Source organism: Chitinophaga cymbidii (assembly GCF_007992715.1).
Taxonomy (GTDB): domain Bacteria; phylum Bacteroidota; class Bacteroidia; order Chitinophagales; family Chitinophagaceae; genus Chitinophaga; species Chitinophaga cymbidii.
This window is the reverse complement of the sequence record NZ_BKAU01000001.1, coordinates 2,184,745-2,201,230: the sequence shown is the minus strand read 5'-3', so window position 1 is coordinate 2,201,230 and position 16,486 is coordinate 2,184,745. Positions and strand designations below refer to the sequence as shown.

Below are 16,486 nucleotides of genomic sequence, written 5' to 3'. Positions count from 1 at the left end.
TTATGCCTGCCAAAAAACCTATAAGACAATCACAATTAATAACCCCTTGGGGTATCGGACAAATGATCAATTTCCCCAAAGATGAATCGTTGATGGTTGTCGGACTCGATATGTGGGAGGATAAACTCAGATCTTTAGCCGAGGCTGGTGAGTTTGTTATAACGGAGGATCGGCTGGCAAAAAGATTAGGCGTAAAAGACTTCAGACTTCCGCCTGATTTCAGAGATCCCGGGCAGGGAGTTACCAATCCTTCCCTGCGGATTCCATTCGTACGGTTTCCACGCTGGCATTATTGTACCAGATGCGGGCATATGGAGAAAGTATCTATATATGACTCTACAAAACCAACGTGTTCGGGCACTTTGTTTAGCTCCGGGAGATCGTGCAATGAAATACCCGAGAAAAAGAGGCAAAGGCTAATTCCCGTTCGTTTTATTGCCATATGCCCACACGGACATATAGAAGATTTTCCATTCATGGAATGGATTCACGGAGGGCTTAAACCCGAAGGGCAACATAATTTGCGGTTGCGCGCAGGACGTAGTTCCGGAGCATTATCCGGCATTGAAATTTCTTGTAGCTGCGGAGCTCAGAAAACGATGGGCGGTGCTTTTAATGAACATTCACTTACAAATTTGGGCATAACTTGCTCCGGTGGCAAACCTTGGCTCGGGCAGGAAGCGGATAGACGGAATACTGTTCATTGCGGACAGGAACTTGTTGTGGTTCAAAAGGGTGCATCCAATGTTTACTTTTCTCAGGTACGTAGTTCTATATATCTTCCGCAGTGGAATAAATCAACAGACAGGAAAATTATTGAAGTATTGGAGAAAAACTGGGGATTCCTATCAAATGGTATGGTTGACGGAAAATTTGACAAGCTAAGGTTTGAACTGATTGCAGAGCAAAAATTTAATCCTGACAAAAAGGAATTCTACACAGAAAAATTACTTGCAGCAGCTGGCAAAAAAAATGAAGGTCCTGATCTGAATGAGTTTGGAGACAATGAAGAGAAATACAGAAAAATGGAGTATGAATATATAACTTCAGGCGCCGGGTCGGAAAAAGAAGATTTTTATTCTGAAAGAATTTCAGCACAGGAATATGAAAGCGAATCGGATAACATTTTGATTAAAAACGGCTTTTCTGCAATTGCTCTTCTGCATAAACTAAGAGAAACAAGAGCATTTGTTGGGTTTTCCCGATGGCTACCCGACGACGGAAAAAATTTGGATGAAAGAAAAGAGTTTATCAAGTTGGGAAGGAGTATCAACTGGTTACCGGCTGTCGTAGTAAGAGGCGAAGGTGTCTTTTTTGAATTTAGTCAAAAGAAGCTTAAAGAATGGTCCCGAAGAGAAGATATAATAAATAGAGCTAATATACTATCCAGAAATTATAATCTACCCAGAGAAGCGAAAGGAAGATCTCGAAGGGAGATAACGCCTGAGTTTATTCTGATTCATACTTTCGCGCACCTGATAATTAATCAATTCAGCTATGAGTGCGGGTATGGTAGTTCATCTTTAAGAGAGAGAATTTATTGCAACTTGGAATTCCCGGAGGATAATATGAATGGGGTATTGATATATACCGCCTCCGGTGATTCAGAAGGCTCCTTAGGAGGATTGGTTAGACAAGGCAAACCCGGAAATCTGGAAACGATCGTCTATAATGCGATTGAAAATGCAAGATGGTGCTCAAGCGATCCCATTTGTATAGATAGCTCTGGCCAAGGTCCTAATTCCTGCAATCTTGCCGCTTGCCACAATTGTGCATTGTTGCCGGAAACCTGTTGTGAGGAATCAAATATGCTTTTGGACAGGACGATGCTGATAGGTGCATTAGATAATCCTTCCATGGGATATTTCAACTTTAAGTAATTGAATATGACCCGGATTTCCGGTGAATGCTTCAAATCCTCACATTTGATTTACTTTTCAAAGAACAGAAAGCTCAAAAGATATTAAGGGAATATTTAATTTTTTACTGTACGGGTTCAAACCCACTCCCGCCTTCCCCGCTGAAGGGGACAAACCATCAAAAAATGGTTTGTCCCCTTTTCGTTTTCCCCGGAATCCCCCGTCAGACTTGCGATTAGCCGGAAAATAAAATTTACTTCGGAGGTTCGAAATTCATCATTTTCCCGATCATAAATAATTCCGTTCGGAAAGATCAGCTACGAATTATAGTCATATCTCGAATATCCTCTGAAATTTATTCTCTATCTCTCTCACTTCATCTGCTGTCAACGCCTGGAATTCTTTTGATCGAGCTCTTTCAGACAAGTGCCCCTCTCCCTGTTCCAAAAAACGAACAAGCAAAGCCACGGTCTTATCCGGCATCTGAAAATGATCATCGAGGTATGTTTTCATCAAATCATACTTTTCGAGGTAATCCACTTCTTCCGGGATGGTTTGTTCAATAGTCTCCCGGACGCAGCTATACAAAAACTCGGCTTGTTTTGTAGCGTCAAAATAACGGTATAGGTCAATTGTGTTATTTAGTACTTCTACGTTGTTATCCTTTGAAGGTTTCCATTCTATTAAATCCAGCCTGGACCTCGAAAAATGTTCCAAAATACTGCGATATTCATTCAGTCGTTCCAGGATAATTGCAGATACCGGAAAGATGATTCCTTCCGATACATATTTTTTCCGCAGCAATACATGGTGGATTAGGTACCGGTGGATCCTGCCATTACCATCCACAAAGGGATGGATAAAGACAAAGCCAAAAGCAATTAATGTTGCCGCCAGTACCGCATCAAATGAATCGTCCCTTTCCAGCTTCTGGTCAGTGAAGATCAGTCCATCCATCAACATGTCCAGGTCCTCCCATTTTGCAGAGATATGATCGGGAACAGGCGTTCCATATCTTCTATCGTGCTCACCAATGAACCCTTCCTGTTTTCGAAATCCCATTTTGGTAAATCGGGGATTATCTATTACTATTTGCTGCAGCCGGATCAGTTCCTCTTTTGAAATAGATTTTTGCCCGGCCTGTCCAATTGCTCTTCCCCAGCGTTGGGCACGGTTCTGAGGTGGCCTTTCTCCTTCTATAGCATACGATGCTTTTGAATCTTTCAATAACAAGAATGCTGCTGCCCTCGCCATTACATCCGGGTGTATTTTCCCGATTACCTTTTTTACTTGTTGTGATAAACCAAGCTCGATATATTGTTCCAATAAAGCTGTTTTCCTGATCATAGGACAAAAACCTCTTTCACCGGGAAGATTATTTCTTATCCGATGCCTTTTTGAAGTTTCTATCTCCTTCCTGCTCGCATATTGAATGCTGTCATCTACAAGATCAATATAGTTCCCTATTGCAAGATCAGGTAAATCCAGCTTTCTGTCCAGCAGCCACTCGTAAAGAAACCATATCCTCCTGCTATATTGCCCTGTCGGTTCATCGGCAATCGCCCGACTTATCTCATTTATATCCAGTTTTTCAAATAACTTTTTAAGAATTGCCAACTCAATTCCCTCATACTTCAGCGCAAAAGTCAGGTGCCCCATTAATGTATCTTCAGGCATGTATCTTGGGGTAAACACCATCCATTCTGCTGTTTTATATCGTTTATGCTTTCGGCTTATAAGGGATAGCATATCCGGAAGCGGAACCTGTAAGTCGTATGTATTGATTATGGCACCATATCCAGCCAAATACCCTTCTTCAGGAGCCATTCTGTTATGAAAAATAGTTAAGAGTTGTGAAAAATGATTATTATTCATTATTTTTTATGCAATTCCGTTAAATCAAATGTATGAAATTTAAGTACAAATCATGCAAAATGATTTAATATGCCAGGGTAGCATGAAAAATAATTAATAAATCGTTTTCCGGTCAGAATACGGTCTATCAAGAAGAAGGAAGTCACACAAGCTGAAGATGCCTCATAACCTTACTTACAATAACGTCACATTTTGAAAGATGAAACCCATAAACCTGGTCTTTCATATACTCACCAAGGTTCTGCCGCAACATAATCTTTGCCCTGTTTAAGCGGACCTTTATATTTGTTTCGTTAATGCCGAGCACTCCAGCGGCCTCACGCACTGACAATTCTTCCAATTCCCGCAATACAAAAACGAGCCGGTATTTTTCCGGTAGCCGGGTAATGGCATGTTCCAGCACACGGCCCAGCTCTTTATTTACTATTTCATTTGCCGGAGTATTCATATCTGCTGAATTAGCCAGTTGTACATGATGAGATAAGCGGTATGCGGCCTTTCGTTTCTGCCCATAGCATTGATTTAACATAATACGCGTCAGCCATGTACCGAATGAAGAACGTCCCTCGAAGCCGGATAGATGCTCATAAGCATTGATGTAGGTGGTTTGCATCGCATCTTCCACCTCCGGTTCGCTTTCAAGGATAGACATGCCAATACGGTATAACCGTTGATTATACTTCCGGATAAGCTGCTCAAACAGCCGCTTCTCACCCGTCAGTATTCTTAAAATAAGTTCCTCATCAGAAAGTTGAATCGGAATCGCTTTCGTCTGTCCTGCCATAATATTTAGATGAAACTTTAATCAAAAGGTTACAACCTTTACCGGCTTTCAATAAAAATCAATTGAATCTGTAACCTTTTATCCGGTCATTGCTCTAACCAATATACCAAAACTAATACGTCATGGCAACTATCAAACAACTCCAGACCGTGCTGAAGGTGACTTTCGGTGTGGTTCCAATCGTAGCGGGGCTTGACAAATTTACCAATGTTCTTACTCATTGGACTGATTACGTTGGTCAAATTCAACATATGATCCCCTTTGACTCCTTCATATTTATGAAGATTGTTGGTGTTATTGAGATCATTGCCGGGGTTCTCGTACTCTTACGCCCGCTCGTAGGCGCATATATCGTGATGGCCTGGCTGACATGCATCGCGCTTCAATTGATAATAAGCGGCCATTACTTTGATGTAGCTGTTCGGGACCTGGTTATGGCCGTCGGCGCCTATGTTCTTGCGCAGCTGACCAAAATCTATAATGAACAAAAAAAGTAAAGAATGCGGACGATTGTAGAAGAAAAGGCACTACTTGACACGGAGGCAATAAGCCTGACCACGGAAGAAAGAATAGAAGCAATCAGGTATCATTTCCATAAAATCATGGTTACCCTTGGGCTCGATCTCGAAAACGACAGCCTGAAAGATACGCCGATGCGCGTAGCAAAAATGTTTGTTAATGAAGCGTTTGCCGGCTTAGACCCGGCAAACGAACCTGCTATTACCTTGTTTAAAAACAGGTTCAAATACAATGAAATGGTATTGGAAAAGGATATTCCCCTGTTTACATATTGTGAGCACCACTTTGTTCCAATTATCGGCAAGGTTCATATAGCCTATATATCCAAAGGCGAAGTAATAGGACTTTCAAAATTGAACCGGATAACCCACTATCTATCCAAACGGCCACAAGTACAGGAAAGGCTAACGATACAGATCGCCGAATACCTGAAACGTACCATGCAAATAGAAGACGTTGCCGTAATCGTCAAGGCCGAACATCTGTGTGTTGCCTCCAGGGGCGTTAACCACACAGGATGCACGACCGTGACCAACAGCTTGCATGGGCACTTTGTTTCGGAATCCGGTTACAGCAAACTGGTCAGTTTGCTGGCTGTTTAATTTTTCGAACCGGGGGCTCCCGATATATGCCCGTTGTAGCAGCATTAATGCTAACCCACCTCATCTTCGGCTACAATAAAAGCCGATTTGGCTACGCCCCCTTATTCCCCATAACTGACCTTTGCTATTGAAAAATAGCAGCAAATGAAAATCACACTAACAGGCTCCCTCGGAAATATCGGCAAACCACTCACAAAAGCATTAGTACATAAAGGCCATTCCGTAACCGTCATCAGCAGTAACCCAGAAAGACAAAAAGAAATAGAAGCGCTCGGCGCAAAAGCCGCCATCGGCAGCATCGAAGACGCGGAATTTCTCACAAAGAACTTTAACGGCGCGGACGCTGTTTATTTAATGGAAACACTCGATGCAGCAGGAGGGTTCTTTACCAAAAACCTCAACTACATCGCCGCTATTGACGAGATTTGCAGCAACTACAAGCAGGCTGTACTGCAATCAGGGGTAAAACGCATAGTACACCTCAGCAGCATTGGCGCCCATATGGACAAAGGAAACGGCATCCTCAGGTTTCATTACAACGCGGAAAATAAGCTGAAAGAACTGCCCGAAGATGTTTCCATCAAATTCATGCGCCCTGTCGGCTTCTACACCAATATGTTCGCATTTGTAAGAAGCATTAAAGAACAAGGCGCTATTATATCGAACTATGGTGGCGACGTTAAGGAGCCCTGGGTTTCGCCCCTCGACATTGCCGCCGTCATTACGGAAGAAATGGAAAAGCCCTTCAGCGGCAGAACGGTCAGGTATATCGCAAGCGATGAGGTGTCGCCTAATGAAATAGCACAAGTACTGGGCGAAGCGACCGGAAAAACGGACCTGAAATGGACGGCAATTGCTGACGAACAGCTACTGAACGGCATGCTGGCCGCGGGAATGAATGCCGAAGTAGCCAAAGGCTTTGTGGAAATGCAGGCCAGCCAGCGCAGTGGCGTAGTATATGAAGACTATTATCGCAACAGACCAGTATTGGGAAAAATAAAACTGACAGACTTTGCAAAAGATTTTGCAGCTGCTTACAATAAATAATTAAAATCCATAACAAGATGAGCAAAGAAAATAAAATCGCATTAGTTACCGGCGGCAGCCGCGGATTAGGTAGAAACATGTCCATCGCCCTTGCAAAAAAAGGAATAGATGTTGTGCTGACCTATAACACCAACAAAGCAGCAGCGGATGAAGTGGTAAACGAAATTCAATCCCTCGGGCAAAAAGCCTACGCATTCCAGTTGGATACCGGCAACATAAAACTGTTCGACACCTTCATCAGGCAGGTCACTGAACAATTGCAGGCGGACACCGGAAGCCCCAATTTCGACTTCCTGATCAATAACGCCGGAACTGCTTTGTATTCTCCTGTTGCAGACACCTCCGAAGAACAGCTGGACGCCATTTTTAATATCCACTACAAAGGCGTATTTTTCCTGACACAGAAAGCCCTGCCTTTCATCAACGAAGGCGGTGGCATTATCAATATTTCATCAGGACTAACAAGAATAACCATGCCGGGCTCTTCTGTTTACGGCTCATTGAAAGCAGCGGTGGAAACGCTCACCCGCTACTTCGCGAAAGAACTGGGCGCCAGGAAGATCCGGGCCAATGTAGTAGCCCCCGGCGCTATCGAAACGGATTTCGGTGGCGGGCGTACGCGGGACAATAAAGAGATCAATACAACTATCGCCAACCTTACCGCGCTGGGCAGGGTAGGTTTACCGGATGATATTGGCGGCGTGGTAGCGTTTTTGTGTACCGATGATGCATACTGGATCAACGGCCAGCGGCTGGAAGTTTCCGGTGGCCAGGCTTTGTAAAAAAATACTTATTCATGATGGCAAACAAGAAACCGGTAAGAATAAAATCGATCAGTGAATTTCACCGCTTGAGAGGCCTGCCGCAACCAAAGCATCCTTTGATAAGTGTGGTAGACTATTCAGAAATGAATATCGCGGCGGATGAAGATGCGCCGGCCTGTGTGTTCGATTTCTATACTATTTCCATCAAAAGAGGAGTAGGCAAAATGTTTTACGGGCAGCAGAAGTATGATTTTGATGAAGGGGTCATGTACTTTATGGCGCCCAACCAGGTGCTGAGAGTAAATCCAGGTCAGGATACCAATACGAAACGTTCAGGATGGATCTTGCTGGTCCATCCTGACTTTCTCTGGAACACGCCTTTAGCCAAAGCCATCAGGCAATACGAGTATTTCGACTACTCCGTGCACGAGGCCTTATTCCTCTCCGAACAGGAAGAAACAACGCTTAACGGCATCATTCAAAACATACAGCGGGAGTATCACGCCAACATTGACCAGTTCAGTCAAAATATCATTATCTCCCAGATCGAAACTTTGCTCAATTACGCGGACCGGTTTTACCAGCGGCAGTTCATCACCAGGAAAATATCCAATCACCAGGTCCTCGACCGGCTGGAAAAGCTGCTCAATGACCATTTCAGCAGCAACAATCCGGCAGCGGCAGGGTTACCCGCTGTTCAGCACATCGCCGATGCGCTCAATGTGTCACCGGGTTATTTAAGCAGTTTGCTCAAACTGTTGACCGGGCAAAGCACGCAGCAACACATACACAACAAAATAATCGAGAAAGCAAAAGAAAAATTATCCACTACTGATCTATCCGTCAGCGAAATAGCTTACGAATTGGGCTTTGAGCATCCACAATCGTTTAGCAAACTATTCAAAGCAAAAACAAATTGCTCTCCGTTGGAGTTCAGGGCTTCGTTTAACTAAGAATTGGGGGACTACAGGCGAAAACCGCGGCACAAATCCTTTTAACCAAACCTGAACTTTCGCACTGAAAAAGTGTTAACTTCATATCAACCAAAACAGTTTTACACCGTAACCAAAATCAGGTTTTATGGCAAGGCAAACTTCACTATTCACCTTTACCGGGAAAGCCGCCAATATGATCGGTTATTACCGGGACGGTAAACATTATTTCCGCAGCATGCCGGCTACCGTCCGGCAGACCGCCGCCACCAAACGCGCCGCCCTGCACTTCGGCTTCGCCAGCAGGAAAAGCCGCCTCATCCGCAGCGCATTTGCAAATGAGCTGGATGTCCGCTGCGACGGTACGCACATCAACCGGCTCAACAAGCTGCTGATCAAGGCCGGCAGGAACAACAACGCCCCGCTGGCAGGCTTCCGCTTTAACCAGCATACGGGAGTAGACCGGTTCTTCCATGCAGCGCCAATATTGTCACAAGACGGCATCCTGCACATTCCCGCGCAAACGCTGTCACAGCTCAAAGGCATCACCGCCCTGGAGGTAAAAGTGATCGCTACCCGCATCAATTTCGCGGAACGCCGAGTAGTAAGCACGGAAACCGCCCTGATCACGCTCGATCCCCGGGAAGCATTCGCGGGCGCGGCGCTGGACGTGGACGTACCGGGTAAAGGAACATTGATCGTGACCCTGCAGGTAAGAGGCATGTACGGAGCAGATGCTTCCGGCAACAGGAAATACCTGGCTGCGGACATCATGGCGGTGAAGGAACCCAAAACAGCGGAGATCTTTCACAAGCCGGAACACCCGCAGCAGGAAGCGTTACAGCAACGGCTGCAGTCATTACTAAACCCCACGCCACAACTCATTCAAAGGGAATAGCTCATCCCGCCTGAAAGCTGATTTTGGTGAACAAGCATCCATTGAACGTCATACCCTCCCTTCTTCATATTTCCATCCCGTTTCCCGCAGGCATCCCTGCGGAAGACCTTCCCTTGCCTCAATATTCCGTCCTGCCCTCATCCCCCGGATTTTTCAACTTCAGATCAAAGGCAGATCATCTCCGCATCAAGTCCACGTTACCCTTAGTGATCCTTCTGTATTCCGATATCGATCCTGTACGAAGTAGGCTGGTTACAATAACTGAAGCGAAGAAATACCCAATGCAATCGTGGAGATCACCACCAGAAAGATCAGCACACGTTGTTTTACCTCCCCCGAAACGCTAAAATAATCCGCAATCTCCTTCCGCCATAAAAAGATCAGAAAACCCGTCCGGATAAGAATAGTAATAATAGCAGTGGTGATATTGACGCCATATATACTATTATATTTAACGTAATTATATACTTTACGCACCTTAGTGCAATTTTACAATAACAAATCTGGATAACCATTCTTTATTTCCGCCCTTCGGCGGACTTTTGGTATATTCAAGAATGACTATCGCAATATTAAACATTATCGGTTTCATTCTTAATTTCATCGGGGTAGTAATGATGTTTTTAGCAAACTCTAAAATTGACGTGTCTATAGGTCAATTCCCATCAGGTGAAGATTTGAAAACAATGTCTAAAAACAGGAAAAACACCCTTTTATTCCGGCGGGGTATGCTTATCCTTTTTATTGGGTTCCTTATACAGCTTTTCGTCCTCGTTAAGCCACTTATTTATTCGCAAGTACCATAGATATAGTAACGCGCCAATTATAAGAGTGATTAAGGCCGCAATAATACATGCATTTACTTCTCTATTCATGTTAATAAGTTTTTGTAAATAAAAAAGCCTGTCAAAATCGACAGGCTTTAGTTCCGTTCTTTTATAAATCCAAATCCCCTTCTTATTTCAATAGCTTGGCTATGGTTTTTTGCTGCTTCGTGTCATTCAAATTAAACCATAGCACTGCTTTCATCACATCCTGATCCTCGAAATACTCCTTATTAGACCAGTTCAGCAAAAAATCTAGTGCTAAGTCCATATCATTTGCCTCCTTCGTTGTTAGTTTTTTCTTGACAGTATTAAACATTGCCTTTGCATTCATTGTCGCCCGGTTTGCTTCGTTTAAGAATAGGGCTATCTTTTCAGGGTCGGAATACTTCATGGCAGATTTTATCATTGACTGCGCTGTTACATAATGACCATAAAAAGACAACCCTTTTGCGTCTTGGGCGAATGAAAGAGTACATGCCAATAATAGCATAGGAACAATAGAAACTACTTTTTTCATTTTGGTTTGATTTATAAAGCAAATATAAACAAATAATTGCTCTATAGAGCTAGTTCTATACAACTAGACTTATTATGCATACCAATTATATATTGCGTCCGTGGAAAAGGACTTGGCAATAAGAAAGAAATTTGGCGCTAATCTGAAAAGGTTAAGGGAGGGCAAAGGTATGACACAAACCGATCTGGCTTTCGAGGCTGACATTGAACCAAGTCATATCAGCCGCATAGAGCGCGGCACTACTAATACTTCCCTTACTACTATTGTGACCTTAGCGGATGCGTTGAAAGTACACCCTAGCGAACTAATGAAGTTTTAGACTTATTCTGCGTCTTTTTCCTTGTCGTCCGGCTTTGCGGCTTTTTTAGCCGCTTTCTTCTTTGGTGGTTTCGGTGCTTTTTTCTTGATCGGCGGTGTATTTAAAGCCAAAAAAAGCATCGTATCGAAGTCTTTTCCCTCCGGTACAATTGTAACATCTGGCATGTTAGGTTTCTTTTTTGTTCTTTTTGGCATAACACTCTAATTTTCAAACCACAATAAATATCCATCCCGCTTCCGCCGGTATAGACAAAAATAGGACAATAAACTGTAATTGAAAATCTTAGCCTGTACGCCTAATATCAATGTGTTTGAGCCTGATTTTGGAACATTTCATCAGTTCCGTAAATCGCATTTCAATGCACTTTTTCCGTGTATTGTATCGAAATTCAAATTCCCCGCAATAATTATCTAGGTATTTCCGGCTAGGGCGGTGATAGATGCCTCGGATTGATCTTTTCAGCAGTGACCATGCTCCTTCTAATGAATTTACGTGTACATTACCGCGTACATATTCTTTAATCCCGTGCTGTACTACTTTATGTATGTAGAACTTATTTAGCCCGTTATACGCTTTAAACTCGTCTGACATGATCGTAGACCCTCGTACGACATTGCCACTAATTAGCCCTTTTAACGTTTTCCCGTTTACTTTCTCTACCGGCATAATGCGGAGTGTTCCGTTTCTTTCCAGCATTCCGAATACTGGTGTTTTATGCTCCGCTCCCCGGCCACGTTTGGAACCGCGGCGTTTACCTCCTACATAAGTTTCGTCAACCTCTACAATCCCGCGTAATTTCTTTAGGGCAGCTTTGTTATTCAGCATTTCCCTGATCTTATGCGCAAGATACCAAGCCGATTTCTGCGTGATCTTCAATTCCCGCGCTAATTGCATGGAGGAAATGCCCTTTTTATTCGAGGAAAGGAGATACATAGCAAGGAACCACTTTCGGAGCGGTAGATTGCTACTTTCAAATACAGTTCCCGTAGTTACGCGGAACTGTCTGTTGCAATCCCGGCATTTGTAAATAGGCCGGGATTGGTATTCGTAAACTTTCGTGCTTTTGCAGTGTGGACATTCCGGAACTCCCCGCCACCTCATCTGAACCAAATACTCTCTACAATCTTCTTCGTCCTTAAACCGCTCTAAAAACTCTATTAAAGAGGTGAATTTTTGCGTCAAAAATAGCCGGTTTTAAGGCTATAAAAATACAGAAAAATCAGCTATGGATAAAAGGTTTTACTTGAATTGATCCTCTGAATATCTATTAGATATATATTTTTCAATTTGGAATATATATTCTTCCGCTAAACCTTTTGTGCTATCGACATACCCTAATTGAGTAACATCTATTTCTTCTGGCGTCGCATGGGGGAAGTCATCTGTCTTATTTTTAGTTTTACGAGAAGCAAAGATTATTTTTCCTTCTGTACCACAACTAGAATACAACTCTCTTATAGGCTCCCCTTTCTCTCCACTAAATATATCTATAAAAGATACTTTAAACACAGCCTTTTTTACTTGATATGGGTAGACATCTGTTTCGACAAATACTCTATAGGGGCCAATGTTAAAATCAATAGAAAAGTCTTTTTTGTCTATCCACCGTAAATAATCGTCCTCGTTTTTCTCCTGCTCTTTTATATATTTATCAAGGTCGTTTATAAATAACATAGCATTCGCTTTCAAATCCTTAATAACAGATAGTTTGCGCATCTTTCTTTCTATATTTGATACAAAACAAAGATACAGCTTATATAATGTTTTCATCATACCCTTTAAATAAGAAAGCACACCATTTCTGACGTGCTTTGATTTATAAATTATTTGTAAATTTTAGTTTATTCCGCCGTTAGGTGCGGATTTTATATAATTGCGATATTTAAAAAGCAGCAACATGGAACTGAGCCGCGAAACAACCGCGATACCACTGTCCGCAAAAAGCAGTATCCAGCCCCAGCGCTTCCGTTTCCACAACAGGAAAAATATAAACGGAACGTAAAGTATCCCCAACAACGACAACAGGAAAAAAACTGAATCGAATTCGCAGTACTCACAACGCAGGAATAATACCAGATCACGGGCCGCATCATACAGCACCCAGAGATAATCCAACAACACCAGCAGCAAAAGTATCTTCAGCCATTTGGCGGGCTGAATGGTGGCTTCCGGCTGGATGACGGGCTGCAGGAAATCCTTCGCCTTTTCCTTATAAGCCATCATCTTTTCCTCCTTTGCCTGCACTTCCCCGAAATATTGCGCAGCTTCCTCCGTTTCCTCCACCGTTACATTCCGGTCCTGCAATATCCGGCTGGCCGCTTCCACCGCCTGCGGCTGGTAATTACCGGGTTGGGCGATGATCTTCAGCAGCTCAACGTTGGGATACTCCCGGAATTGTTCGTAAAAGTCAAAATTCATAGGTATTTAATGTCGAATGAATATACGCAAATCCAGGATGAACCGTACATCAACTATTCTTGCTATTCCCCCTGTTTTTAGTTATTATTGATAATCTCAAATCACTTCTTATGAAAATCAATGTAAATGCGAAGGATTATACCCTGGACGTACCGGATAACACCAGCCTCCTTGATGCATTAAGAGTGCATTTGAACCTGACCGGCACCAAGTACGGCTGCGGCGAAGCGGCCTGCGGCGCGTGCAAGGTACTGATAGACGGTCACGCCACGCCCTCCTGCATCACGCCCGTCGCCAGCGTACAGCACAAAGCCATTATCACCATAGAAGGATTGGAAAAAGACGGGAAACTGCATCCCATACAACAGGCATTCCTGGATGAAGATGCGTTCCAATGCGCCTATTGCGCTCCGGGCATGATCATGGCCGCCGTAGCATTGAAGGAAAAGAACCCGAAGCCCACGCGCCAGGAGATCGTAGAGGCGATGCAGGGCAATATCTGCCGTTGCTGCACCTATCCACGTATTATAAATGCGATCAGCAAAGCCTGATCATCAAACGGAAAGTCATGAACAAACCCGGCATAGCAGATAAAACTTCCGGCCGCGGGATCAGCCGGCGGAACTTCATCAAAGTACTAGGTGGAGGTGTCGCCGTCGTGCTCACCTGGACCGACCTCAACGGCCTGTCAAGATCGCTTTCCGCCAAACCGGACGAAGGATCGATTGCCGCCTGGATTCATATTCATGAAAACGGGAAAATATCCGTATTCACGGGAAAGGTGGAAGTAGGGCAGAACATCCGTACTTCACTGGCGCAGGTGGTAGCGGAAGAACTGGCCGTGCCGGTGGACAGCATAGACATGATCATGGGCGATACCATGCTGACGCCTTACGACCGCGGTACATACGGCAGCCTTACCACACCACAGATGGGACCGAAATTGCGGAAAGCCGCCGCCTCGCTGCGGGAAGCGCTGGCCGGCATGGCGGCAGAACAGTGGAAGGTGGATAAACAGGCGGTGCAGGCGAAAGATGGCAGGATCACACACGCCGGCAAATCCCTCGGGTACGCCGAGCTGACCAAAGGCAAGAAGATCGTGCTGCCGGTGAATGAACAGGCCGCACTCACGCCGGCGGATAAATGGACCGTCGCCGGTACGGCAGTACCAAAAGTGAACGGCAGAAGCTTCGTAACCGGTAAACATCAATATGTATCAGACATGGCCGTGCCCGGCATGGTATACGGAAAGATACTCCGCGCGCCGGCGAACGGCGCCTCACTGGTATCCGCGGATGTTACAAAAGCGAAAATATCTTCCGCGGTGACGATCGTACAGGAAGATGATTTTATCGGCGTCACCGCGCCGGACCCGCAGACAGCGGCCAATGCGCTCGCAAAGATCGACGCGCGCTGGAATACCACACCACAGCCATCACGAGCGGAGATATTCACCTATCTCAAAAATAATTCAGAGCAACGCGACCGCGGAGAGAGCAAACAGGAAGCCGCCAGGCAGGCTTTCTCCACCGCGCCCGTACAGCTACGGCAGAATTTTGAAATACAATATATCGCGCATGTTCCATTGGAGCCCCGCGCGGCGCTCGCCGTTTGGGAAGATGGAAAGCTGACGGTATGGACCGGCACACAACGGCCGTTCGGCGTACAGGAAGAGCTGGCGAGGGTCTTTTCCATGTCAAAGGACAACGTCCGCGTGATCATGCCGGACACCGGCTCCGGCTACGGCGGAAAACACAGCGGCGAAGCGGCGGTTGAAGCAGCCCGGCTGGCGAAAAAAACCGGCAAGCCGGTGAAAGTGGTATGGACGCGCGAAGAGGAATTTAAATGGGCCTACCTCCGCCCCGGCGGACTGATCGAAGCAGCGGCCAGCGCCGGCAGGGACGGGCGGCTCACTTCCTGGGAGTTTCATAACTACAATTCCGGAAGCGCAGGCATCGACACGCCTTATGAAACCGGTGTGGAGCATATACAGTTCCATCCCTCCAAAACACCGCTGAAACAAGGCTCTTACCGTGGGCTCGCCGCCACGGCGAACATATTTGCCATTGAGAGCGTAATGGACGATCTCGCCAGGTCACTACAGCGCGATCCGCTGGAATTCAGGCTGCTCAACCTGAAAGACGAACGCCTGAAAAACGTTTTGCAAACCGCCGCCACAAAATTCGGCTGGAAAGAAAAAAAGAAAGCCGGACATGGATATGGCATCGCATGCGGATTTGTAAAAAATTCCTACATCGCCATGTGTGCGGAAGTTACATACGATCCCTCCGCCGAACAGCTCAAAGTGCTTCGCCTGACGGCGGCATACGACTGCGGCGCGATCATCAACCCCCTCCACCTTGAAAACCAGGTGATGGGCTGCATCCTGCAGGGCCTCGGCGGGGCATTGTTCGAAGAGATCGATTTTATAGACGGGCGCATTCTGAATCCTTCGCTCTCCACATACCGCGTGCCCCGGTTCGCGGACATCCCTCCGCTGGACATTGTGCTGATCGACAGAAAAGACCTTCCTTCCGCCGGCGCCGGCGAAACGCCGATCGTGGGCATCGCCCCTGCGATACGCAACGCCATCGTGGACGCCACCGGCATCAAATTACATGCTTTACCCCTGATCCCGCAAGGGCTCCGGAAAACAACATAAATTATGGCAGCATTCAGCTTAACGATCAACAACAAAAAACATGATGTGGACGTAGATCCGCAAATGCCCCTGCTCTGGGTGCTGCGTGACGTCATTGGCCTCACCGGCACAAAGTTCGGCTGCGGCATCGCGCAATGCGGCGCCTGCACCGTGCACGTGGGCGGCAACGCCGTCCGGTCCTGCACACTGCCCGTGGGAAACGTGGGCCAGGAAAAGGTAACCACCATCGAAGGATTGTCTGAAAAAGGCGATCACCCGGTGCAAAAAGCCTGGGAGGAAACAGACGTACCGCAATGCGGCTACTGCCAGAGCGGGCAGATCATGGCAGCGGCGGCTTTGCTGAAAAGCCATCCCGCTCCCTCCGACGAGGATATTCACAATGCGATGACGAATATCTGCCGTTGCGCCACCTACAACCGCATCAAAAAAGCGATCAAACTTGCATCCACTAAATAACTGAAAC

General features: G+C 45.6%; 18 protein-coding genes. 11 read left to right on the top strand and 7 right to left on the bottom strand.

Annotation, left to right across the window (positions count from 1 at the left end):
* The first annotated feature begins 2 nt into the window (after positions 1–2).
* On the top strand, positions 3–1,880 hold the full coding sequence (drmB, locus tag CCY01nite_RS09035) for an MrfA Zn-binding domain-containing protein (protein ID WP_146859846.1): 1,878 nt from the start codon (positions 3–5) through the stop codon (positions 1,878–1,880).
* A gap of 309 nt (positions 1,881–2,189) precedes the next feature.
* Here the strand turns inward: drmB and CCY01nite_RS09030 are convergent, their stop codons facing one another.
* Both CCY01nite_RS09030 and CCY01nite_RS09025 read right to left on the bottom strand, forming a co-directional pair.
* A complete protein-coding gene (locus CCY01nite_RS09030) occupies positions 2,190–3,686 on the bottom strand; it encodes a Fic family protein (protein ID WP_222614334.1) in 1,497 nt (498 codons plus the stop codon).
* Between the two features lie 190 nt (positions 3,687–3,876).
* Complete coding sequence (locus CCY01nite_RS09025; protein WP_146859842.1) at positions 3,877–4,518, bottom strand: sigma-70 family RNA polymerase sigma factor; 642 nt, start codon at positions 4,516–4,518, stop codon at positions 3,877–3,879.
* 122 nt (positions 4,519–4,640) lie between these two features.
* On the opposite strand from CCY01nite_RS09025, the gene CCY01nite_RS09020 reads away from it, so the two are divergent.
* The 6 genes from CCY01nite_RS09020 to CCY01nite_RS08995 all read left to right on the top strand — a co-directional run bounded on the left by CCY01nite_RS09020 (position 4,641) and on the right by CCY01nite_RS08995 (position 9,280).
* Positions 4,641–5,015, top strand: a complete 375-nt coding sequence (locus CCY01nite_RS09020) for a hypothetical protein (protein ID WP_146859840.1) — start codon at positions 4,641–4,643, stop codon at positions 5,013–5,015.
* Between the two features lie 3 nt (positions 5,016–5,018).
* Positions 5,019–5,639 (top strand): GTP cyclohydrolase I FolE, encoded by a 621-nt coding sequence (gene folE, locus CCY01nite_RS09015; RefSeq protein WP_146859838.1) that lies wholly within the window; start codon positions 5,019–5,021, stop codon positions 5,637–5,639.
* Between the two features lie 144 nt (positions 5,640–5,783).
* Positions 5,784–6,686: an NAD(P)H-binding protein gene (locus tag CCY01nite_RS09010; RefSeq protein ID WP_146859836.1), complete on the top strand. Its 903-nt coding sequence runs from the start codon at positions 5,784–5,786 to the stop codon at positions 6,684–6,686.
* A 17-nt stretch (positions 6,687–6,703) separates the two neighbouring features.
* Positions 6,704–7,468 carry an SDR family oxidoreductase gene (locus CCY01nite_RS09005; RefSeq protein ID WP_146859834.1) on the top strand — a complete coding sequence of 255 codons (765 nt, stop codon included), beginning with the start codon at positions 6,704–6,706 and terminating at the stop codon, positions 7,466–7,468.
* 17 nt (positions 7,469–7,485) lie between these two features.
* Positions 7,486–8,403, top strand: a complete 918-nt coding sequence (locus CCY01nite_RS09000; RefSeq protein ID WP_146860983.1) for a helix-turn-helix domain-containing protein — start codon at positions 7,486–7,488, stop codon at positions 8,401–8,403.
* Positions 8,404–8,530: 127 nt separating this feature from the next.
* Complete coding sequence (locus CCY01nite_RS08995; protein WP_146859832.1) at positions 8,531–9,280, top strand: hypothetical protein; 750 nt, start codon at positions 8,531–8,533, stop codon at positions 9,278–9,280.
* A 957-nt stretch (positions 9,281–10,237) separates the two neighbouring features.
* Here CCY01nite_RS08995 and CCY01nite_RS08990 read toward each other — a convergent pair.
* Positions 10,238–10,624: a hypothetical protein gene (locus CCY01nite_RS08990; RefSeq protein ID WP_146859830.1), complete on the bottom strand. Its 387-nt coding sequence runs from the start codon at positions 10,622–10,624 to the stop codon at positions 10,238–10,240.
* A 100-nt stretch (positions 10,625–10,724) separates the two neighbouring features.
* On the opposite strand from CCY01nite_RS08990, the gene CCY01nite_RS27105 reads away from it, so the two are divergent.
* On the top strand, positions 10,725–10,943 hold the full coding sequence (locus CCY01nite_RS27105; protein ID WP_222614333.1) for a helix-turn-helix domain-containing protein: 219 nt from the start codon (positions 10,725–10,727) through the stop codon (positions 10,941–10,943).
* 2 nt (positions 10,944–10,945) lie between these two features.
* Here CCY01nite_RS27105 and CCY01nite_RS08980 read toward each other — a convergent pair whose 3' ends face one another.
* From CCY01nite_RS08980 to CCY01nite_RS08965, 4 genes are all read right to left on the bottom strand, one after another.
* Positions 10,946–11,137, bottom strand: coding sequence for a hypothetical protein (locus CCY01nite_RS08980; RefSeq protein ID WP_146859828.1), 192 nt, complete (start codon positions 11,135–11,137; stop codon positions 10,946–10,948).
* An 88-nt stretch (positions 11,138–11,225) separates the two neighbouring features.
* Positions 11,226–12,125, bottom strand: coding sequence for an IS1595 family transposase (locus CCY01nite_RS08975; RefSeq protein WP_146859826.1), 900 nt, complete (start codon positions 12,123–12,125; stop codon positions 11,226–11,228).
* A gap of 57 nt (positions 12,126–12,182) precedes the next feature.
* On the bottom strand, positions 12,183–12,716 hold the full coding sequence (locus tag CCY01nite_RS08970; RefSeq protein WP_146859824.1) for a hypothetical protein: 534 nt from the start codon (positions 12,714–12,716) through the stop codon (positions 12,183–12,185).
* Positions 12,717–12,779: 63 nt separating this feature from the next.
* Positions 12,780–13,361, bottom strand: a complete 582-nt coding sequence (locus CCY01nite_RS08965; RefSeq protein WP_146859822.1) for a hypothetical protein — start codon at positions 13,359–13,361, stop codon at positions 12,780–12,782.
* 110 nt (positions 13,362–13,471) lie between these two features.
* On the opposite strand from CCY01nite_RS08965, the gene CCY01nite_RS08960 reads away from it, so the two are divergent.
* The 3 genes from CCY01nite_RS08960 to CCY01nite_RS08950 are packed head-to-tail and all read left to right on the top strand — an operon-like array spanning position 13,472 to position 16,479.
* Positions 13,472–13,912 (top strand): (2Fe-2S)-binding protein, encoded by a 441-nt coding sequence (locus CCY01nite_RS08960; RefSeq protein ID WP_146859820.1) that lies wholly within the window; start codon positions 13,472–13,474, stop codon positions 13,910–13,912.
* 17 nt (positions 13,913–13,929) lie between these two features.
* Positions 13,930–16,023: a xanthine dehydrogenase family protein molybdopterin-binding subunit gene (locus CCY01nite_RS08955; RefSeq protein WP_146859818.1), complete on the top strand. Its 2,094-nt coding sequence runs from the start codon at positions 13,930–13,932 to the stop codon at positions 16,021–16,023.
* Between the two features lie 3 nt (positions 16,024–16,026).
* On the top strand, positions 16,027–16,479 hold the full coding sequence (locus tag CCY01nite_RS08950; protein WP_146859816.1) for a (2Fe-2S)-binding protein: 453 nt from the start codon (positions 16,027–16,029) through the stop codon (positions 16,477–16,479).
* Positions 16,480–16,486 lie beyond the last annotated feature (7 nt).